The organism is Paenibacillus sp. cl123 (assembly GCF_900101595.1).
Lineage (GTDB): Bacteria > Bacillota > Bacilli > Paenibacillales > NBRC-103111 > Paenibacillus_G.
In genome coordinates this window covers 69,115-91,568 of the sequence record NZ_FMYY01000014.1, presented here as the reverse complement: position 1 = coordinate 91,568, position 22,454 = coordinate 69,115, and the positions used below count along the sequence as shown (strand labels likewise).

The 22,454-nt window shown below is 50.4% G+C and carries 12 protein-coding genes; 10 read left to right on the top strand and 2 right to left on the bottom strand.

Features of this window, described 5'->3' with window-relative positions; genetic code table 11:
- Positions 1–4 precede the first annotated feature (4 nt).
- A complete protein-coding gene (locus BLR08_RS20120) occupies positions 5–874 on the bottom strand; it encodes a sigma-70 family RNA polymerase sigma factor (protein ID WP_072334142.1) in 870 nt (289 codons plus the stop codon).
- A gap of 196 nt (positions 875–1,070) precedes the next feature.
- On the opposite strand from BLR08_RS20120, the gene BLR08_RS20115 reads away from it, so the two are divergent.
- Both BLR08_RS20115 and BLR08_RS20110 read left to right on the top strand, forming a co-directional pair.
- A complete protein-coding gene (locus BLR08_RS20115) occupies positions 1,071–1,544 on the top strand; it encodes a carboxymuconolactone decarboxylase family protein (protein ID WP_072334145.1) in 474 nt (157 codons plus the stop codon).
- A gap of 49 nt (positions 1,545–1,593) precedes the next feature.
- Positions 1,594–2,235, top strand: a complete 642-nt coding sequence (locus BLR08_RS20110) for an NAD(P)H-dependent oxidoreductase (protein ID WP_072334148.1) — start codon at positions 1,594–1,596, stop codon at positions 2,233–2,235.
- A gap of 330 nt (positions 2,236–2,565) precedes the next feature.
- Here BLR08_RS20110 and BLR08_RS20105 read toward each other — a convergent pair whose 3' ends face one another.
- Positions 2,566–4,965, bottom strand: a complete 2,400-nt coding sequence (locus BLR08_RS20105) for a leucine-rich repeat protein (protein ID WP_072334151.1) — start codon at positions 4,963–4,965, stop codon at positions 2,566–2,568.
- A gap of 205 nt (positions 4,966–5,170) precedes the next feature.
- Here BLR08_RS20105 and BLR08_RS20100 point away from each other — a divergent pair, with 205 nt between their 5' ends.
- From BLR08_RS20100 to BLR08_RS20065, 8 genes are all read left to right on the top strand, one after another.
- Positions 5,171–7,966: an S-layer homology domain-containing protein gene (locus tag BLR08_RS20100; protein WP_072334154.1), complete on the top strand. Its 2,796-nt coding sequence runs from the start codon at positions 5,171–5,173 to the stop codon at positions 7,964–7,966.
- 277 nt (positions 7,967–8,243) lie between these two features.
- A complete protein-coding gene (locus BLR08_RS20095) occupies positions 8,244–10,001 on the top strand; it encodes a sensor histidine kinase (protein WP_072334157.1) in 1,758 nt (585 codons plus the stop codon).
- A gap of 25 nt (positions 10,002–10,026) precedes the next feature.
- A complete protein-coding gene (locus tag BLR08_RS20090; RefSeq protein WP_072334160.1) occupies positions 10,027–11,352 on the top strand; it encodes an ABC transporter substrate-binding protein in 1,326 nt (441 codons plus the stop codon).
- Positions 11,353–11,368: 16 nt separating this feature from the next.
- Positions 11,369–12,175, top strand: a complete 807-nt coding sequence (locus BLR08_RS20085; RefSeq protein WP_072334163.1) for a response regulator transcription factor — start codon at positions 11,369–11,371, stop codon at positions 12,173–12,175.
- A 130-nt stretch (positions 12,176–12,305) separates the two neighbouring features.
- Positions 12,306–13,649: an ABC transporter substrate-binding protein gene (locus tag BLR08_RS20080; protein ID WP_072334167.1), complete on the top strand. Its 1,344-nt coding sequence runs from the start codon at positions 12,306–12,308 to the stop codon at positions 13,647–13,649.
- 66 nt (positions 13,650–13,715) lie between these two features.
- Positions 13,716–14,669 (top strand): carbohydrate ABC transporter permease, encoded by a 954-nt coding sequence (locus BLR08_RS20075; RefSeq protein WP_072334170.1) that lies wholly within the window; start codon positions 13,716–13,718, stop codon positions 14,667–14,669.
- Between the two features lie 7 nt (positions 14,670–14,676).
- Entirely contained in the window at positions 14,677–15,492 is an 816-nt protein-coding gene (locus tag BLR08_RS20070) for a carbohydrate ABC transporter permease (RefSeq protein ID WP_371117550.1), read from the top strand.
- 99 nt (positions 15,493–15,591) lie between these two features.
- Complete coding sequence (locus BLR08_RS20065; protein WP_072334176.1) at positions 15,592–22,446, top strand: polysaccharide lyase family 8 super-sandwich domain-containing protein; 6,855 nt, start codon at positions 15,592–15,594, stop codon at positions 22,444–22,446.
- The last annotated feature ends 8 nt before the right edge of the window (positions 22,447–22,454 follow it).

The window sequence follows — 22,454 nt, the reverse complement described above, 5'->3', positions numbered from 1 at the left end:
GTGATCAATTGCTCAACACGGCCAGTCCAAGCTGGCTTATGCGTTCAGGATTGGAGATCAAGTCAACTTCAGTAATTTTTCCGTGATTCATCGTAAATTGGAGTACATAGAGTAACCGGCCGAGGGGAGCCACAATGATTCCTACGGTTCCGTTTACGAGGGCTAGTTCTGCAGCTTTCTGTGCACGTCCCGAAACTTGTTTCGCTAGAGCAGCCGCACCTCGTGTTACTCGAGCGGATCCAGTTTGACGATCGTCACGAAGCATAACGTCCGGATCGAGCGCAGCAACTAAAGTATCGAAATCGCCTGCATGCGCTGCAGCAAGAAAAGCTTGAACAACGTCGCGTTGAAGAGCAAGATCGATTTCCGGCATTGCTTTCGTCCCGCGAACCCGGTGACGTGCCCTGCTCGCAAGTTGTCTGGTTGCCATCTCCGACTTTCCTACAATAGTAGCAATCTCATTGAAGGGCATGGCAAAAGCTTCGTGCAGCACGAATGTGATGCGTTCCGCCGGCTTTAAATTACTAAGTACGCATAGCAGTGCAATACCGACAGAGTCAGCCATTATGGCTTCTTGCTCGGGGTCGATCACATTCTCTTGATTTCCGAAAGTATCGGGTAACTGAGCTTCTATAAATTCTTCGCGCCTGGATTTACGCGATCGTAACATGTCGATGCATATCCGTGAAACAACGGTGGTCAACCATCCTCCTATGTTCCCAATGCCTCTTGCATCCGCACGACTAAGACGAAACCAGGACTCCTGTACCGCGTCCTCCGCTTCGCTCAGAGATCCAAGCATTCGATAAGCCACGTCCCGAAGGTGCTTCCGGTGCGCTTCGAATGTATCTGCCAACCAAACCTGTTCGCTCATTATCCAAACCCCTCCGTACAGAAATAAAACACCTCTATAGGTATTGACGAATCTAATCTCTGCAATGTGACAGCGTACCAAGCATGCGTTGTTTTTTCATAGTTGAAGAAAATGCAGTCACATTTCCCTAGGGTCGATTCGTCAGCATAGTAAAGAGCCACAGATTGCTCTAATCGAAATTAAAGGAGTGCTTCAAATGAAATCAAGAATGGATAGTCCTGCTTTGATCGTACCCGATATGTCCCAAGCCTTACAGGCTCTAGGCAAAGCCCTGTTTGCATCCGCGAAGAAAACAGGGATTCCTAGCCGTACGCTATTCCTTGCCTATTTGAGGGCGAGCCAAATCAATGGGGACAGTGTTTGCGTCGAACTTCATTCACGTAATGCCTTTGCAGCAGGAGATTCTACAGAGCGACTACTGGCCGTGTCGGCATGGCGTGAAACGGAATACTTCGATGACACCGAGCGTGCTGCCCTCGCGCTCAGTGAAGCAGTAACCCGACTCAATGACCGGGTAGACCCTGTACCGGATGATATCTTTAACGAGGCAGCCCGACACTTCGATGTGGCGGCACTGGCCACCCTAATCGCCGGGATCGCAACGGCCAACCTTTGGAATCGATTAAACGTCTCCACAAGACAAGTTGTAACCGTGTCTGCAGGCAAATAGCCCTTCTAAAGTCATTGCTTTTAAAAAAGTGAAAGTGGGTATTTCCATTATGGCAACAGTGTTATATATTACGGCAAATCCGCACGATGAAGAAAAATCATACAGCATGTTAGTAGGTAAAGAGTTTGTACAGGCATATCGATCAGCAAATCCATATGACGAAGTGATCCATCTTGATCTGTATAAAAGAGATATACCACAACTTGATAAAGATGTTTTTAGCGGATGGGGAAAGCTGAAAGAGGGTGTTGCATTTGATAAGTTGACCGAGCCGGAGAAAATGAAACTAAGCCGTATCGGAGAGTTGGTTGACCAATTTGTTGCCGCTGACAAATACTTATTTGTTAATCCGATTTGGAATTACTCGTATCCGCCCGTTATGAAGTCCTACATCGACTCCATTTGCATAGCAGGAAAGACTTTTAAATATTTGCCGAATATCGGGCGGGTTGGCTTGCTCGGTGATAAAAAAGCCGTTCATATTCAAGCTAGCGGAAGCTTCTTGTCATCAGGCTCGGATGATGCAGACTTAGAAATGGGTCACCGCCACTTGAAGGTCATTATGGATTTCGTTGGAGTTCCAAGTTTTGAGGCGATATTTGTAGAGGGTATGGCTGCGAAACCTGAGCTAGAGCCTGCAATAAAAGAAAAGGCAATTCAACAAGCACGCGAGGTTGCCCGAAGATTCTGACAAGAACTGGACAAAACAAGTCTACCCAGTTAGTGGAAAATACGTCTGCCTGAGTAGACTTGTTTATTTTGCCGTTAGAGTGATACGTTGAAACCGTACCATAAGTACGGCGAAAAAAGTGAACATGTCGGATACGGACTGCCGCAACGGCGCCCAGCGTGATGCCGCTCACGAAGTCATGGAAGGTCATATTGGAGATCGTCTGTCTGCCGAAAATTCTCGACGTGACCATGAGGAGGACAAAAGCGGAGATGTTCGAAAGCTCCGCTTGCTGCGGTTGGATTGTCCGGTTTCGCTAAGGTATCTTCTTCATCATGGCTTTGCCAACAATCAATCGATAAACCCAATCTTCCGCAGCATGCGGTCGAGCATCGCGGCCGCCACCGCCCTGGTTGTCGTCTCCTTCGGGAGCAATTGGTTATTCCCGCTGCCTTCAATCAGACCGGCTTGCAAGGCCGCGTACATCTCGTCCTTCGCCCAAGGCGATAGTTCGCCTGCGTCTCGAAAACGAGTCAGGACCCCATCGTCAGCCCGATCCGCTCGATCAACCGCGTAGCGCATCCCCGAAACGATCATGACCGCGGCTTCTTCCCGGCTGATTCGATCATCAGGACGGAACCTGCCCGTCTCATCCCCATGTACCAATCCTTCACGGAAGGCCGTAACCACCGCATCGGCATACCAGCTTGCCGGGTCCACATCCTTGAGTCCGGTCACTCCTACCGCCACTGCCTGCAAACCCAGGGATCGCACCAGCATCGCCGTCATTTCCGCGCGGGTCACCGGAGCATCCGGAGCGAATCTTGTGTCATCCATACCGTTAACAATCAGCTTAGTGCCGAGCCGATTGACCACCTCTTCCGACCACAGGCCCTTCACATCTGCGAATGCCTTCTCATGAACAAGCACGGCAGCGATGCCGCCTGAGCGGCTCTGAAACGCCGCTTTAGCTCCCTCCACTCTGGACGGTGCGTAATGGTAGGTTTGATTCGATCGATCATAGCGCACCCCAATTCGTACAGAGGGATCTCCTGCGTCAGCCAAAGCCAAAGTATAAGCAACATAATCCGCGTATCGATCTATGTTCCGTTCCCCGTCATCCTTCATTACCGCCAATTTCGTCTCTGCCGGAACCCCGGCCAATCGGGCGCCGATCGCCGCCGCGGCTTGCTCCATATCGCGCAGAAGGATGGAATCGGCAAGACGGATTGTTAGCTTCGTTCCAGATACCTCCGCTGTGTCGATCTCGGATAACACCGCCACAGGCAAGTCGTAATCCGCCATAGGGGTCCTTAACCGCACCACGCCCTCGGGATTATATTCTTCCAGTACCCGCATCGTTTGTACCGGAATCGTAAGCGTCCAGGCGTTCGAGCGCTTAGCCGGTTGCCATTCGCCGCTATCCGCCTCAACGACATCCAAGAGCAAATCCTTTTGTTCATAATAGAGGGTTTGGGATTCGTTATCCCCGGTCGTTAGCGTCATATCATATCGCGGAATGACAGGAGCAGGTGCCGGGACTTCCCCTTGCTCGCCATTACTGTCTTCTTCGCTGTCGTCATCTTCGGAAGCATCGCTTGACGGCGCACGGGTCACGTCGATCGTATAGCTTCTGGTTGTGCTGTCGATCGTGGTGACTTCGATCGCGATCGTATTATCACCGACATGAAGCGCAATTGGCGGCGATGCATGGCCGCTCGTCACCACATCGTCGTTTACCGTGATGGCGAAGGTGCTGTAACTCGCGGTCGGCGTCACTGTGATCGCATACACACTGTTCGTCACTGAAGCCGTGTAAGCGAGCGAGCCCGCAGCAAACGCCGGACTTAAGCTGCCCTCGCTCAACGTCAACCCGCTCAGTTCCGGGTTCAGCTTATGAAAAGTGTGACCTTTCGCATCCGCATAATCTTTGGCCGGTGAGGGGTCATAACTGATGAAGGTCAGGTTGTCCGGGGACGCTTGATTGTTTACGAAAGCCTCCGTCCCGATACTTGTCGCATCTCCGGGGATGGTAACTTGAATCAATGCATTACTAGTAAATGCATAATGCGCGATACTCGTCACGCTTTCCGGAATTTCAAGATTTGTCAGTTTATTATTAGTGAATGCATAACTACCGATACTCTCTAAATGATCGGGAAGCTTGACACTGATGATTTGGTTGTTCCGGAAAGCCTGGCTCCCAATACCCGTCATGCTGTTCGGGAACGTGACATGCGTCAATTGGTTGCTTCGGAACGCGGCGTCCGCCAAATACTCCAGGCCCTCCGGGAGAATGACGCTGGTTAGATGGTTAATTGCGAATGCATAAATCCCGATACTCTTCAAGCCATTCGAGAGCGTCAGACTGGCCAATCTATTGTCCCGAAACGCATAATCTCCAATCGTCATCACGCTATCCGGAATCGTGAGACTTGTCAGGCGGTTGGCCCCAAAGGCTCTCATTCCGATACTGGTTAAGGTGTCCGGAAGGGTGACACTGGTAAGATTTCTGCCCAAAAAGGCATCTTTCCCGATTTCGGTTACCGTTAAGCCTTCCAATACATTCGGAATGATCACGTCCGTATTCGTTCCCATGTATGACTTAATCACCGCTGTTCCGTCCCCATTATCCATGTAGTTGAAGTCGCCTGACAATGCCGCTTTGGCTTGTTGTCCAGGGACTAGCGTCCAGAAGGCGGTTAGAAAAGCCAACAATGCCATCGTGCGAAGCGCCGCTCTTTTCAACATGCTTTTCCCTCCAGTCGGGTAATTCTAGATCGTTAGATCCATTCCGCAGTATACCAGACCGCTATGAAAGAACTATGAAAGAAATATAAAAACTTAGAATCTTTCATAGTTCTTTCATAGGTCAATGTTAGGATAAGGGGTGGAAAATCATGGAGTGGCTGTACGTAAAAACTACGAATTTATTTACAACTAGGGGGCGGTAAAAATGAACGTCATGCAAAAACGATTTATAATAGTTTTTCTGGTGTTTGTGTTAGCGGTTGGTTCTTACCCAGGGCTGATTGGGACTGGGGGGACCGTTTACGCGGCAGACGGCTTTGCAGGAGGAGACGGCACACCAGGCAACCCCTTTCAGATTGAATCGTCAGAACAACTGAATAAGGTAAGGGATTATTTGGGCAGTCACTTTATTTTGAATAAGGATATTGATATGAGTGTGTTCACTGCAGATCATCCGTGGGAGCCGATCGGCAGTGAGACAACTCCATTCACAGGGAGTTTAGATGGCCGAAATTTTAAAATTACCAATTTGGTCATTAATACCCCTTCTTCTGATCAGCCTGCGGGGCTATTCAGTGTTGTAGGAGGGACAGGCAGTTTTATACAAAATCTGACCCTACATGCAGTTGAAGTAAGGGGCCTCGATTATGTAGGGATATTGGCTGGCAGGAATAGCACGACCATTCATAACGTTGGGGTTACGGGGAGCGTGTACGGTCAAAATTTTGTAGGTGGCCTGGCGGGGGCAAGTAAAGATTCAAATATATCGAACAGCTATGCGACCGGCATTGTAAGGGGTACAAATGATGTGGGCGGCTTAAGCGGACGAATGGATGATGGGGTTGTATCCTACAGTTATGCTGCGGTTGATGTTAGCAGCCCGGTTGATGTTGGCGGGTTTATCGGTAAACAAGAGAATACAACTATCTCTTACAGCTATGCAACCGGTAACGTAGCAGGCTGTGAAGATGTCGGCGGTTTCGTTGGAGATAATGGCAACTCGCTCATTTCCAACAGTTTTGCAACTGGAACGGTGACCGGCTCATGTGAATCTGGTTTTCAAGGCGACTCTGTCGGGGGACTAATAGGGGATAATAGCGACGGAGATATTGAAAATAGTTATGCGATTGGGCGAGTAACAGGGGATTATCTCGTAGGCGGCTTAGTTGGTATTAGCGGTAGTGGATCTGTGAACAGCAGCTTCTACAATAGGGATACGACAGGACAGTCGGGTGGGAGCGGGCAAGGTCTAACTTCTGATGAAATGAAGGACAGGCTGAACTATCCGGGCTGGGACTTTGATACGAATTGGGACATGCAAGCCCCACACCATGATGGATACCCCTATATAAAGGCCATTCAAGCTTTCGTAACTTATGCTGGGAACGGTACGGATGACGGTAGTGAACAGATTAGCAGCCAATCCTACTTGCCTGGATCGTTAGTAGAAATCCGGGACAAAAGCCACGATTGGACGAGAGCAGGCTATCGATTTAAGGGATGGAATACAGCGGCAGATGGCAGCGGGGATACTTATAGCGCTCATGAATCGATCGTATTGAGCAGTAATATTCTTTTATATGCCGATTGGAAGCAGCCAGCTGTGCCCGCGCTCATGACACCCTTGAACGGTGAATACACGAATAACCGCTCACCGGTGTTCAGCGGTACGGCGGATGGGGGAGCAACAGTGGTCATTATTCTGGATGGAAGCGAAGCGGCAACGGTAATGGCGACCGATGAGGGGAACTGGTCATGGACGCCGCCTGACGGGCTGGCGGAAGGCTTGCATACGGTAAGAGCCGGCGTTGTGGATTCAACCGGAAATCCGACCAGCTTATCGGCGGAGCATGGGTTTACGGTGGATACGGTACCTCCTGTCATTATGCTGTTAGGCGATGCATCGATTACCCTCACAGCAGGAGCATCCTTCGCTGATCCTGGCGTGACCGTCACAGATGCGGAAGAAGACATCCCGGTTACGATTACCGGCAGCGTAAACAATCAGGTTCCTGGCACTTATACCTTGCAATATGCGGCGACAGACCGTGCGGGGAATGCTGCGGTTCCGGTAACGCGTACGGTACGCATCGTTGAGGGCAGCTCAGACTGGAGCGGCTATGAGACATCAGATAATGCAAATCTCGCAAAGCTTACCGTTAAGGCGGATGAAGACGAACTCGCATTAACGCCAGAGTTCGCGGCGGGCACGACCCATTATGAAGTGAAAACGACGGCGGACGAGGTAACGATCGAAGCGATTCCATCCGATGCAAAAGCTGTTATCACCTTAAATCAGGCCAATCTTGTTGGAGAAATAACAGTTGCGCTTGACGAGGGAGACAATGAGCTTGAATTCAAGGTTAGAGCGGAGAGCGGTGCCCTCCAAACCTACAGCCTGACGATTCATCGCCTGGCAAAGCCCGTGGAACCAGAAGCGGAAGCTCCCGTCTGCACTTTCCGCGATATTAAGGGTCATTGGGCAGAGAGTTCCATTTGTGAAGCCTTCAAGATAGGGATTGTAGAGGGCCAGTCCGAGACCATGTTCCAACCTGAAGCGAATATTACCCGAGCCGAATTTGTGGCCATGCTGCTGCGTACGCTAGGCATCAATTCAGGGCCCGCCGGGAGCAAGCTCCTCTTCACCGATCAGGATCAAATTCCTGCTTGGGCGACCGATGTGATTGGCACGGCAGTAGAGAACGGCTTATTGATGGGGTATTCGGACCGTACACTTCGACCGATGCACAGGGTAAGCCGGGCAGAGATGGTTGTCATGATGGCAAGGGCAATGAAGTGGGAGATCGAGCAGGGGGGAACTTCCTTTGCAGATGATGCGGATATTCCGTATTGGGCTAAAGGATACGTCCAAGGCACTGTTCAGAGAAATCTAGTACACGGACGTGAAGGCAATCGGTTCAGCCCAATGGATCCAGCTACAAGGGCGGAAGCAACGACGTTACTATTGCGACTGTGGCACACGCAGGCGGGAACAAAATAAGGAGTCAATGAAGGAGCTGTCCCAAAGGTCATGAAAATGACCCGGGGGCGGCTTCTTTTTCATGATCTAGCCCCATTAAGCTGAGCCTTACCATATAATGAGGGCAAGTTTTTGCTGAATGGCTAAATGATAAAATCCGGGACTCGGGTTCTGCTCCATCTGCCATTCCTGGGGACGACTGGAAAATGTTATACTTATTGGGGGAGGGGGGTGAATAAAAACTGAATAAAAGTAAGGCAACGACCGAGAGCGGGAAGGAGGAAAAACGATCTTTGCGTTGAACAGGCCGATTTCCATACGGGCGATGCTGCTAACTGTTTTTTTGCTTCTCATGCTGTTTCCTTTGATCGTCATCACCTATATCACGTACGAGAAACAAAACGGGATTTTTCAAAAGCAGGTCAGCCAATATTTGCTGCAGACCGTCAGTCAGACCCAGCGAGCGTTGGAGGCGGATCTTAAGGAGATCGACCGGCTTACGTGGCCTTTGCTGTATCAGCGCCCGCTCGATTTTCTGGACACGCCCATCAATACCCCGTACTTGCTGCAGGAAGCGAATCAGAAGTTCAAAGAATTGATGTATTCGGATCTGCTGCGGGGCCGGCTGGATCATGTCCGCGCCGTTTATCTGGTCACCCCGAACCGAACGGTGCTGTCCACGGACAACGCCTTTCAATCTTACGAACAGTTGGACCTGGAGAATTTCAACCATATCGTCGAACAGATTCGGCAGCAGCCGCTTAAAATGAGTTGGTTCAGCGACAAGCGGGCGATTTATCGGGCCAAGGACGGCTTTAAGACCCCGGTGCGCGATTCCGTGACGGCGGCGAGGCAGCTCATCGACAGCAATACGTCCGAACTGAGAGGGTATTTGTTCATCCAATTGAACGATCGCTTTATCGATGAAAGTCTAGCCCCCGTCCGAATCGGTTCGACCGGGGCTCTCATGTTGTCCGACGCGGCGGGGGACGATATTTATCGGCAGCAGTCGGCCTTATTCGATGAGCCGGGCATTGAGGGTTTGGTGAAATCGCTGCCGCATTCCGCGGAGGGAGTCGATAAATTCGCGGGAAAGTGGTTGACGGCCCATGAAACGTCTGTCGTAAGCGGCTGGAGCATGACAGCGGTTGTTCCGTTAAACGAGCTCATGAGCCCGAATCAGAAAATTTTGAAATACTTGCTCGTCATGGCCGGCTTGGGGGCGGTCATCTTCACCATTGTATCCGTTCTCATGGCAACCGCGATATCCAAGCCGGTTATCAATTTGGCCAAGCTGATGTCGTCACCTTCAATCGACCAGCTGCAGGTGTGGGAAATCCAGGGCTCCGTTCAGGAAATCGGCGTCCTGCAGCGCAATTTCAACCGATTGATGCAGCGGATTCAGCAGCTGATCCAAGAGAACGAGCAGCAGGAGAAGGAGAAGCGGGAGGCGCTGCTTCAAGCGCTCCAAATGCAAATCAAGCCGCATTTTCTGTACAATACGCTCGATACGATCTACTGGATGTCGAAGAAGCATAAGGCGGAACCGATCAGCAAGCTCGTGACCGCGCTGGGCAAGTTTTTCCGGTTCACCTTGAACGCGGAGCAGGAATGGACCACTTTGCAGATGGAGCTCGAGCATATCGCAAACTATTTGCAAATTCAATCATTCCGCTACCGGGATCGGCTTCACTATGAAATCGTCGCCGATCCGGACACGAAGAATACGAGAATTATGCCTCTTCTCTTGCAGCCGATCGTCGAGAACGCGCTCGAACACGGTATTTCCAAGGCTGGCGGGGGCGGCCAAGTCACGATCCGCGCCTTCAAGAAGGGCGAATGCGTCAACATCGTCATCTACAATACCGGGCGGAAAATCGATACGGAGCGAGTCCGCCTTCAGCTGCAGGAATCGTCCAATGAGCATCTGGGGCTTCGCAACGTCCAGCAGCGCATTTCCCTGGCATTCGGCCAAGATTACGGTATCCGTCTGGAAGAGGGCGAAACGGAGGGGACGGCGGTAACAGTTTGCATTCCCCACAATGAATGGCATTAGATATCGGTGCTGAGGAGGGGACGGCTTGAATCGCGGGAAGTACAACGGGTTGATCATCGTTTCATTCATCTTGCTGCTCGTCTGGGCGCTGAGCGGAACCATACTCCTGAATCTCGAGACTGCGGATTCGACGGCAGCTTCGGAGCCGGTTCGCAAAATCAAGGTGCTGATCCGTACGGGCACCGAGTCGGCGGCGCTGCGACAGCTGCTGGCACCCTTCGAAAACGATACGGGGATCAGGGTCGAATTCATTGAGATCGGTCGCGACGGCTACTTTACAGCTGTAGGCACGCAACTGCTCGCCGGCTCGAACACGTTCGATATCGTCTTCGTCCCGAACACGTCCATCGCCCAGTTTGCTTCGGCGAAAGCGATCGCGCCTTTGGACGATTACATAAGCAGCGCGCAATCATCCGATCCCGAAGGATTCGATCTCGACGATTTTCTGACGGTGTATCGCTACAAAGGCTCGATCTATGCTTTGCCCACGGACATCAGTACGCATTTTCTGTACTACCGCAGCGATTTGATTCCGAGTCCGCCCGATACCTGGGAGGAAGTGTACGAGACCGCAAAGCGATTCTCGCAATTCGGGAACCCGAAATCCCCTACGAGATGGGGGCTGGCGATGCCGGGCGTCGTTCCGGAGGAGCGGACCAAAATATTCGCCTCCTTGCTGTGGTCTTTCGGCGGAAACTTCCTGGAGGAAGACAGCGGCAAGGTGCTGCTGGATTCGGAAGCATCGGTCCGTGCCGGGGACTATTTGCAGCGGCTTGTTCGGGATAAGATTGTGCCGGACAATCTTCTGTCCTGGGACTTCGTGCGGACGCGGGACGCTCTCTTGTCCGGGGAAGCCGCCATGGCGGCACCGTATTGGAACTCAGCCTATCCGACGATCAAGCTAAGCGACGGCCCTTACGTGGGCTTCATTCGGATCGCGCTGCTTCCGGGGAGGAAGGACAGCGACGGAACGGTTCAACGGGCTCCTTTCCAGCACGGCTGGACGCTGGCGATCAACGCCAACTCGGACAACAAGGAAGCGGCGTGGAAGTTTCTCGCATATGCCACCGGTAAACGCGGGGGAATGATCTATGCCGATGCCGGCGGCGTACCGGCGAGACGTTCGCTGCTCGGCGATCCGGCGTTCCGGGAGAAGCGGCCCGATTTTTCGCTCATTCTGGAATCAATGAAGATGGCCGAAAACGAGCCGTCGGTTACCTATTATCCGGCGATGGTGGACGCGGTGGAACGGGCTCTCGCCAAAGTCGTGACGCTGTACGAAGAACCGCAGGATGCATTCCGAGAGGCGTCCACTCATCTGCGCCGTCTCGCGGCGCGGGCGGCTCCGTGAAAGGAAGGGGATCAGGTTGGCTAACGCGGAATACCGCGCGATGATTATCGACGATGAAGCCTGGATTCGGGAAGGACTATGCGAACATATCGAGTGGGAGAAGCTCGGCATCGAGCTCGTTAACGTTTTCGAGGACGGCGCCGAAGCACTTGCTTATTTGGAGAAAGACCCGGTTGACATCGTCTTATCCGATATACGCATGCCCAACATGACGGGGCTCGAGCTGGTGGCCCGGCTTCGCGTCAGCGGCCGCGTAGACGGGGGAGGCGGCGCGGTCACGGTCAAAGACTTGTCTGCCATCAAGGTGATCTTCTTGAGCGGCTACGGTGATTTCCAATACGCACAGGCAGCGCTGCGGCTGGGAGCGGTCGATTATTTGCTCAAGCCGACAGAGGTGGAGGAGATTGAAAACGCCCTGCTGAAGGCCAAGGCGCTTTGCGCTTCGGACAGAGCTTTTCTGTCCAGCATGCCGCCAGACGCCACCGCGCCATTGGAGGAACCGAGCTCTTATTTGATCAAGAAGGCACTGAAGTACATTCATGCGCATTTTGCCGAAGAGGTTCATTTGGCGGAGATCGCGGGCGAGTTGTTCGTGACGCCGAATTACTTGAGTCGATTGTTTCGCCAGGAGACCGGACGATCGTTTATCGACTACTTGTCCCGGATACGCCTTGATAAAGCCTGCAGCCTGCTGACGGAGGGCAAGCTGAAAATTTATCAAGTGGGTGAAGCGGTCGGTTATCCGAATCCGCGTTACTTCAGCGAATGGTTCCAGAAAAATACGGGCATGTCGCCGGGAGATTTCCGGAAAAGGCAAATATGAAAGCGGTTTAAAATTGGGCGAAAAAGCGGACGAAAAGATAGATACGCCTCCTTATATCGATAATCCCGATCGATTAGGATAAAGGATGTTAAGCGATTACATCATTCATCGGATCGAAAGGGGTAGTTCCATGAAACACAAAACGGGCCTGGTTTTTACGGCGGCGGCCGTCTTCGGCATGATGCTGGCGGGGTGCAACGACAAGTCGAACAACGGCGCTTCGCCTTCCGCGGCTTCTCCGAGCGCACAGCCGAGCGCAGGCGCAGGCGCACCCGCACCCGCCGCGCCGGGCGGCAAGCAAGAAGTCGAAATTTTCAGCTGGTGGACCGGCGCGGGCGAGGAAGCGGGTCTGAAAGGACTCATCAAGGCATTTGAAGGCAAGCATGCCGACATCAAAGTCATCAATTCCGCCGTCTCCGGCGGTGCCGGCACGAACGCCAAGGCGGTGCTGGCAAGCCGGATGCAGGGCGGAGATCCGCCAGATGCGTTTCAGGTGCACGGCGGCGCTGAACTGAATACCGGCTGGGTGGCGGCCGACAAGGTCATTCCACTGAATGATCTGTACGAGGCCGAAGGCTGGAAAACCAAATTTCCGCAAGATCTGATCGACCTGGTTAGCAAGGACGGCAACATCTACTCGGTACCGGTCAACATCCATCGCGGCAACGTGTTGTTCTACAACAAGAAAATTTTCGACAACAACGGCCTGAAAGCCCCTACGACGTTTGACGAGTTTTTCGCGGTGGCCGACGCTTTGAAAGCCAAGGGCATCGTTCCGCTGGCATTGGGCGACAAGGAGCCGTGGGCGGCCGCGATGCTGTTCGAGAACGTGCTGCTCGGCCAGCTCGGCACGGAAGATTACAAGAAACTGTGGACGGGCAAGCTGTCTTTCGACGACGCCAAGGTAAAGACTTCGCTGGAAACGTTCAAGAAGATGCTGACTTATATCAACCCCGACCATGCCGCCCGCAACTGGCAGGACGCCGCGCAGCTGGTGTCGAACGGCGAAGCGGCGATGAACGTGATGGGCGATTGGGCGAAAGGCTACTTCACGACGGATCTGAAATTAACCGCGAACAAAGACTTCGGCTGGGTGGCGACGCCGAACTCCTCCGGCATGTTTATGGTCGTCACCGACACGTTTGCGATTCCGAAAGGCGTCAAGCACCAAGAGGCAGCCAGAGAATGGCTGAAAGTGCTCGGCTCGGTAGAAGGACAGGATGTGTTCAACCCGCTGAAGGGCTCCATTCCGGCTCGCATCGATGCGGACAAATCCAAGTATGACGTATACGGGCAATCGACGATTGAAGATTTCAAGGCAAGCAAGCTGGCGCCGAGCATGGCTCACGGCTCCGCCGCTCCCGAAGGCTTCACGACGCAAGCGAATCAGGTCGTCAACATTTTCGTCACCAACGGCGATGTGAATCAAGCGCTGAAAGCGCTGAAGCAAGCGCAAAGCTCGAGCATCAAGTAGAGAATAGCATTGAGGGTCAGAGGCGTGAACCGTGCGGCTGGCCCTCCTTATTGGGAGTGATCGCTTATGACAGATACAGGTTTCGTAACGGCTCCAAGACGCCGCAGCCTGACATTCGCCCGGATGGCGCCGATTCTGATGATCCTGCCGTCTTTTGTGGTCATCGGGATATTCGTTTACGGCTTCATCGCTTGGACCGGTTATGTATCCTTTACGGATTGGAATACGCTCGTGAAATCGTCCAATTGGATCGGCTTCGACAATTACCGCTTTCTTTTTAATGATTTTCGGTTTCAGTCCGATTTGCGCAATACGCTCTTCTTTACCGTGTTGTTCATCGGCTTATCCATGATGGTCGGCCTGTTCCTGGCCCGGATTGTCGATACGAAAGTCCGCGGGGAGATTTTCTTCCGCAATGTATTCATCTTTCCGATGGCATTGTCCTTCATCGTTACCGGAGTCGTCTGGCAATGGATCCTATCGCCCAAAACCGGAGTGAATCTGATTCTGAAGGAAATCGGCTTTACGCATGTGCCCGATTGGTTCGTCAGCACCCAGATCATCCCGAAGGTTCATACGGGGCAGATCGATTTCGGCCTTCCGATGGCGATTATCGCCGTCGTGTTGGCCGCCGTATGGCAAATGACGGGTTTCGCCATGGCGATGTACCTGGCCGGACTACGGGCCATTCCCGAAGATCTGCGTGAAGCGGCACGCGTTGACGGCGCAGCCGAGCGTCAAATCTTCCGCAAAGTCATCCTTCCGCAGCTGAAGCCGATCACTATGAGCCTGATCATCATTCTGGCGCATGTCTCGTTGAAAATATTCGATTTAATCTACGCGATGACGGGTCCCGGCGCCATGTTCGTGACGGACGTGCCCGGCATGTATATGTTCGAGACGACTTTCCGCGGGAACCATTACGCCCAAGGCGCGGGTATCGCGATGGTCATGCTGCTGCTCGTATCTCTCGTCATCGTGCCCTATTTGATTTCCGCGTTCCGAAAGGAGAAGGCGTAAAATGGCGATGCCGCGCTCGAAACGGCTTGTCCTGTACTTCACGCTCGTTGTGCTCGCAGCCGCCTTCCTCGTCCCGATCTATGTCATGCTCGTCACGAGCTTCAAGAGCGTGGATGAAATTACGCTGGACCAGATGTGGAAGCTTCCCTCCCGTCTGAATTTCTCAGGCTATAACGAAGCTTACGACAAGCTGATTCCGAACTTGACCAACAGCTTCTATTTGGCCGTCCCCGCGACGCTGCTGTCTTCGCTGCTGGGCTCCATGAACGGTTATGTGCTGTCCAAATGGAAATTCCGGGGCTCCGACACGTTGTTTGCGTTGATGCTTTTCGGGATGTTCATCCCGTACCAGAGCATTCTCATACCGCTGATTCAATTTTTGCAGCAGGTTCAGCTCTACAACTCGATCCCCGGCCTCATCTTCGTTCACGTCGTATATGGTCTGCCTATAAGCACCCTGATGTTCCGCAATTTCTACGCCGGCATTCCGAACGAATTGCTGGAGGCGGCGCAAATCGACGGCAACGGCTTCCTGGGGATTTACAGAAGGGTAATTTTCCCGCTGTCGGTCTCCGGATTTGTCGTCGTCGGCATCTGGCAGTTTACGAGCGTATGGAACGAATTCTTGTTCGCCGTATCGCTCACTTCGCAGAAACAGCAGCCGATCATGGTCGCGCTGCAGAATCTGTCCGGAAGCCAGATTGTGCAATGGAACGTGCAGATGGCGGGAGCGCTGTTGGCCGCGCTGCCTACCCTCGCCGTATATATTTTCTTGGGAAGGTTCTTCATACGCGGGTTGCTCGCGGGATCGATCAAAGGATAACGCCGGCAGCGGCAAAGGTCCAGGACTAAATACGACAATCCGGTTGAAGGGTAAACTAATTTATTTTCACTTGAAAATATGTTATGAAGGAGAGTCGTTATGAAGCAAAAACGACTATTGTGTATGGCTTTAGCGTTTGTAATGCTGCTGACCATGGTTCTGAACGGTATGACTGTTTCCGCACAAGGGGAAACCGTCGATGAATTTGATAAGCTGCGGGAAAAATGGCGGTACTTGGCTATGGGCGGCGATTACGATCCCAAGGACCCGAATATGCAAGGGCTGCTTCAGGCGATAAATCATGTAGCCCAGGATCTTCTGGACAGGATCAATCCTAATCCTACACCGGATTGGGGCGAGAATGATTACCTTTGGAAGGAATATATGCTTGGCAATCGCGGTTCTGCCTATAACGATTCAAATAATACCCAGTTCACGATCCGAAGCCTCAAGTTTATGGCAGTAGCGTTTCAGACGAAAGGCTGCGAGCTTTATCAGAATGAAAGATTGAAAAATGAGATACTCCGTGGAATGGATTATATTTATAAAAATCATTTTAAGATCGGAGTAGAAACGAATTCCTATGGGAATTGGTTTACTTGGGAAATCGGGGGACCGATTTATTTTAGCGAGACCGTTCTGCTGATGTATGATTATCTGACAGCAGAACAGGTCCAGGCTTATACATCAACTGCTTATCGGGGAGCGACCAAAATCGGGGGAGACTCCTATATGTATGTTGGTGCGAATGCTCTGTGGAGAGATCGTGTCCGCATGTATTCGGGCATTCTTCTTAAAGATAGCTCCATCCTTGCCTATGTTAAAAAGGATGTTCCTTCCTTTATGGGATATGTGACAAGCGGCGATGGCTATTATGAAGACGGTACTTTTATGCAGCACGGAAATGTTGTTTATAATGGCGGCTATGGTAAAGAAGCATTTTCCGATGTGAGTCACTTTATTTATATGCTGGACGACTCTCCATGGAAAATTACCGGCCCCGAAAGAGATAATATGAGTACCATCGTGGAAAAAAGTTATGTGCCTTTTATGTATAAAGGCGTCTTCATGGATATGGTAAGAGGACGTGAAATCACCCGGAAAGATACGACTGATGCGTACGCTGGCATTACCATTAGCCTCGATGTGCTGCTGTTCTCCGAATCGGTATCCGAGGAAGCGGGCAAGAGATTTAAAGGAATGATTAAAGAATGGATGAATAATGAAAATGCCATACGTACTTTAAATGAGGGCGCCGGTGTTGCATGGTATATGTTCCCCGTATATAATCTTTCCAAAACCTTGGAAATCCTTAAGGATGATTCCATCAAGCCGGTTTCAAATGTGGGAAAAAGCTATACCTTTGGTAAAGGCGCAAGAACGGTTCATACGACAGACAAGTTCTCTTTTGGTCTTTCTATGTACAGCAAGGATATCACAACCTTTGAGCAGGGGGATAGTAATACAAAAGGTTGGTATACGGGTCTTGGCCAGACTTATGTTTATACACCCGATATTGGACAGTATACCTATCAAAAACCAACCGTTGACTGGTATCGGCTTGCTGGTGTAACGGCCGTTAACGGCATCACGGTTGGCGGTCATAAAAATACAAACTCCTTTGGAGGAAGCACCACTCTTCATGGTTCTTACAGCACTGCCGGCCTGGAGATTTCATCCGGCAGCACAAAAGTGAGCGCAAAAAAATCGTGGTTTATGTTTGATAACGAGGTTGTAGCGTTAGGATCAGGCATTACTTCAACCCATAACAACAAGGTTGAAACCACGATTGACAACCATTATATTACAAATAATAATGCTCTAATTATCAATGGAGAAAAACAGTCGAACGAGCTGGGCTGGAGCGGCAATGTCGATAATGCCAGGTGGGCGCTGATAGAAGGAAACGTTAAGGGCTCCAATATGGGCGTTTATTTTCCGAAAGAAACCAAGATCGGCGCAGTCCGTGAAACCCGTCATGGAAAATGGACGGATTTGGGCTCTTATAATGTTGATGAAACAGTGCAGGCAGCCGATTACCTTACGGTGTGGATCGATCATGGCTCCAAGCCGGTGAATGAAAGCTATGCATACGTTCTAATGCCTGGAATGACCGCAGAGCAGGTTGAAAACTACGCAGACTCCAGCGATATTGAAATCATCCGCCAGGATAATGATGTACACGCTGTATATGAGAAAACGCTCCATACGCTTGGCGTGAACTTCTGGCAGGATGGCGATCAATCCATGGATGCAATGGGTGTCAAAGATTATCTTTCTGTCGATAAAGCTGCTTCTATAATGATAAAAGAAGATGATCATCAACTTAGCTTCGCGCTTTCCGATACGACAAAGAGAAATTCGGGCACAATTACCGTGGATATCAATCGGGCAGCCGCGGGGGTTATTTCTAAAGACAGCCGGGTTAAAGTGATTCAAACTTCTCCGTCCATTAGGTTTGAGGTGGATGTCGATCATTCTTTTGGGAATCCGATCGAAGCCGAGTTTGCCTTCCAGCCCCTTGAGGCGCCAGGAGAAACATCCATTACAACTATGGCATTAAGCGATGTCACATTGAGTCTTGAATTTGCAAAAGCTTCGCGAGCAACAGGGTATAAGCTGGTTTACGGTACGGAAAGTGGACGGTATACGGAATCGCTCGTTACTTCCGGAAATACAGCGGAGATCAAAGGATTGAATGCCAATACGACTTATTATTTTGCGGTTAAAGCAATGAATGATTCAGGGGAAGGCAGCCTGTCGCCTGAAAGATCCTATCATATTGGCAGCACACGTACTTTGATCGAAGAATTCGAGGATTTCTCCAAGACGGTCAGTTATTCCGGTGGATGGGCATTCGACGCTTCCAATGCGAATACTTATTATGAGGGAGATTCTACTCGTTTTAAGAGAAATGACGCGGATAAAACGAATCCAAGACGAGAGGAATATGTCACCTACTATACGCCAACCCCCCAAGACTTTGAATTGACGACCTATGACTATGGTTTGGCTAATGCAGGGGATAATACCATCCTTCAATTCTATGGATCTACGGATAATGAGAACTGGATTCCCATTCCGGCAGCCAAAAACGGAACCGTAGTTAAAGACAAGTGGAGTAAGGTTGTTTACACCAACTCAGCGGATTTGGATCGTTCCATAAGATTTATCAAGATTTCCGTTTCCAATAATACTAAGATTTGGGCGCCGCAGCTTTCGAAACTGGTCATCAACTATGCCTGGACTTCCGACCGTTTTGTAATGGATACGATGCTGGATGATTCCAGAACCTATGAGGTAAAAGGCGATGCCGCCTATATGAAGGGAGACGGTGTTAAATTCGGCGGCGATAAGGATATTCTCATAAAAAACGGCTCTGAACATGCAACGATCCTGTATAGCTATACCCATATACGAAGTGCCAATCTTACTGCTTTTATCGCCAAAGCAAATGGCGGCGCCGTTTCGATGATGTCCTCCAAAGACGGGGAAAGCTATAAGCCTGTTGCTTCCACTCAAGAGATTGCCGCTCGTGATTATGGGAGCTACAATAAAGTGGTTTACAGCATTCCGGAGTTAGAGAATGGTACGAACTACCTATTGCTGACAATAAGCGGTGAAGCCGATTCAATTGCCATCGCCGACCTGTCCCTATCGTATGTCCATGAAATTGCTCCCATACAAAAGATCCGCTTTAGGGATAAGCAGCTTGAAGCGGTTATGAAGTATAATTTAGCTCCGGTCGTCAAATTGGCGCCGATGAATGCGACCGGTGAAATCACCTATACGATTTCCGATAAGGACATTGCTGCAGTGAATTCTTCAACAGGGGCACTGCAGGCTGCAGCATTTGGAACAGCGGTTCTAACAGCTACCGTTTTTGGAACGAAGGAAGATGTAAGTGCAGCTGTTAATGTCCGTACTTCAGAAAACCTTGCACTTAACGCAACTACTTCGGCAAGTTCTGCGAGTGGTACTTATCCTGCAAATAAAGCAACAGATGGTGATTATCTTTCCCGTTGGGAGTCCAGTGCAGGAAATGTTCAATGGCTTCAGGTCGATTTGGGATCGCCTAAAGGGTTTGGAGCAATTGAGCTTAACTGGCAGCAGTATGCAACCAAGTATATGGTTCAGGGCTCTCTGAATGGAAATGACTGGGTGAATCTTTATACGGAGACGAACGGCAAAGGCGGTAATGTCTGGATTGCATGGGATGAAGTGCAAAAATACCGGTATGTTAGATTAAGCGGGACACAAGCACCTGCCGCCTATTCACTTTATGAGTTCCGTGTTCTCTCGTTTAAGGCGCAAAGCGGACAAGATGGAGCTGTGCTTCAAAATCTTGCGCTAGGAAAAACCGCAACAACAAGTGGCAATGACACCACTAACAGCGATCCTAAAGCTGCTATAGATGGAGATGCAGCCACGCGTTGGGCGTCTGCGAGATCAGACAACCAGTGGTATACCATTGACTTAGGCGCTCAAAGCCATATTTATCAGATTAATTTGCTTTGGGAAGCAGCTTACGGTAAAGAGTATAATATTCAGGTGTACAATGACAGCGATTCGATAACGAATGTAGTTTATGAAAAAAGCGGCGCTGCCGGATGGAAGAAGTATGTTCTTGATGAGCCGATACAGGGAAGATACGTGCGTATGCAAGGTATTAAGCGCGGCACCACGTATGGCTATTCTTTATATGAATTTGAGGTCGTTGGAAGCTTGGCGCAAACCACGGTTAATTCCATTCAGTTTGCTTCTGAAAAATTTACGGTTTTACGAAACCATAAGAAAACAGCCGCTATTCTTACAGATCCACCCTATATAAATGAGGGAAGTGTTGCATTTGTCAGCTTAAACCCTGAAATAGCAACGGTATCCAATAAAGGCGTTGTTACGGGCCTAACAACAGGATCGGCGATCATCAAGGCTTATTCTACGGTTTCTGATGCTGTATATGCCCGTAGTGAAGTAACGGTAACCGATTATTTCGGTGCTCCCATACCCGTTTCTAACCTCGAGGTGCGAGGGGGTGTAGCCATCATCGAGAAAGGGACAACGGCTCAGTTCGATGCTTCAGTTACGCCCGATAATGCATCCATAAAGAACATTCGCTGGACTTCCAGCGATGAACGTGTACTTCTCGTAACGAACGAAGGTTTAATCAAAGCAATTAGCGTCGGAACCGTGGTTGTAAGAGCGATCAGTGTTGCTAATCCGCAGCTTACGTATGAACAGGAAATAAGAGTTGTGGATGCAGAAGTGGAAACCGTAAAGGCATTGATTCATGCAATCGGCATGGTTACCTTGGAAAGCAAGGGAGATATCGATGCTGCACGACAAGCTTATCATGAACTGTCTGATGATCAGAAAGCATTAGTGGATAACTATGAAGAACTGGCAGCTGCAGAAAGACAGTATGAGGAACTGGCGGAAGCAGCGAAGAAAGTCAATGGAGTAACACTTGACAAGAACACAATGGACCTGACGGTAACAAGTAGCGGACAGCTGACAGCAACCATAACCCCATCCAGCGCAATAAACAAAAATGTTACATGGTCAAGCAGTAATCCCGGTGTTGCAACAGTCGACAGTAGTGGTAAAGTAACCGCTGTGGCAGCAGGAACCGCGATAATTACCGTAACAACCGAGGACGGCGGTAAGACAGCAGCATGTGTTGTAACCGTTAGAAGAAGCGGACAAAGTAATGGTGAAAGCGATCCGAGCGAAGGGGGTTCATCCGGAACACCGGGAACCATACCGCCGGTAACCCCACCGCCAACAAAGCCGATAGAAAAGGCTCCGGGCACCATTCAGGCATCTGCACCTGTAGTGAATGATGCAGGCGTAGCTTCAACTACCATTGATGCGGATGCATTGATCCAAGCTCTCAAAACATCGGATACAGCAACAATCCATGTACCGAAGGCTGAGGGAGCCAGCGCCTATGAAGCGATCTTCACGGTACCAGCTCTGATGTCAGAGAATGCATCAAAGAAGATCGAAATAGCAACGGAGCTCGGTAAGGTATCCGTGCCTGGAAACATGCTCACACCATTAGATGCAAGAGGGGCGAAAAGTATAAGTCTCATTTTAGCAAAAGCAAATACAAACATAGTGATTGATACGGCAGTAAAGTCACAAATAGGTACGAGACCGGCAGTAGAACTCCATGTAAGTATAAACGGCAGCAGGATATCATGGAGCAATCCTGAAGCGCCTGTTACCGTGGAAATACCGTATAAGCCAACAGCAGCCGAACTTGCCGATCCGGAACATATCGTCGTATGGTACATGGATGAAGCAGGAAAGGCAGCGGTGGTACCAACAGGCAAATATGATGCCAGAACGGGTAAGGTCATCTTTAAAACAACACACTTCGGCCATTATGCAGCGGCATATGTGAAGAAGAGTTTTGGAGACATTGGCGGACATTCATGGGCAAGTAGAGCAATCGAAGTTTTGGCATCCAAGGGTGTTATTAACGGAACTTCCGAAACAACCTTCGATCCATCTGCCGATGTTAAGCGGGCAGACTTCATCCTCATGCTTGTTAAGGCTCTTGGGTTATCCGCCAAAACACAAGGCAGCTTTGCAGATGTAAGCTCAAGCGCCTATTATGCTGAAGCTCTGGCAACAGCTAAAGCTCTTGGAATTACAGATGGGGTTGGTAACAATAACTTCAATCCAGAAGCCAAGATATCAAGGGAAGACATGATGGTTCTTGCAGCAAGAGCTATGAATAAGGCTGGAAGACCCTTGGCGAGCGCTTCCGAATCGGAACTGGAAGGCTATTCGGATTCGGCAGAAATAAGCGGTTACGCAGTAAATGATGCTGCAGCTTTGACTAAAGCTGGCATTATAAAAGGCAGCGGCAATTCAGTAAATCCGAAGGCTGCCGCAACAAGGGCTGAAACAGCGGTTATCATTTATAACTTGTATAACAGGTAGTCCACCAA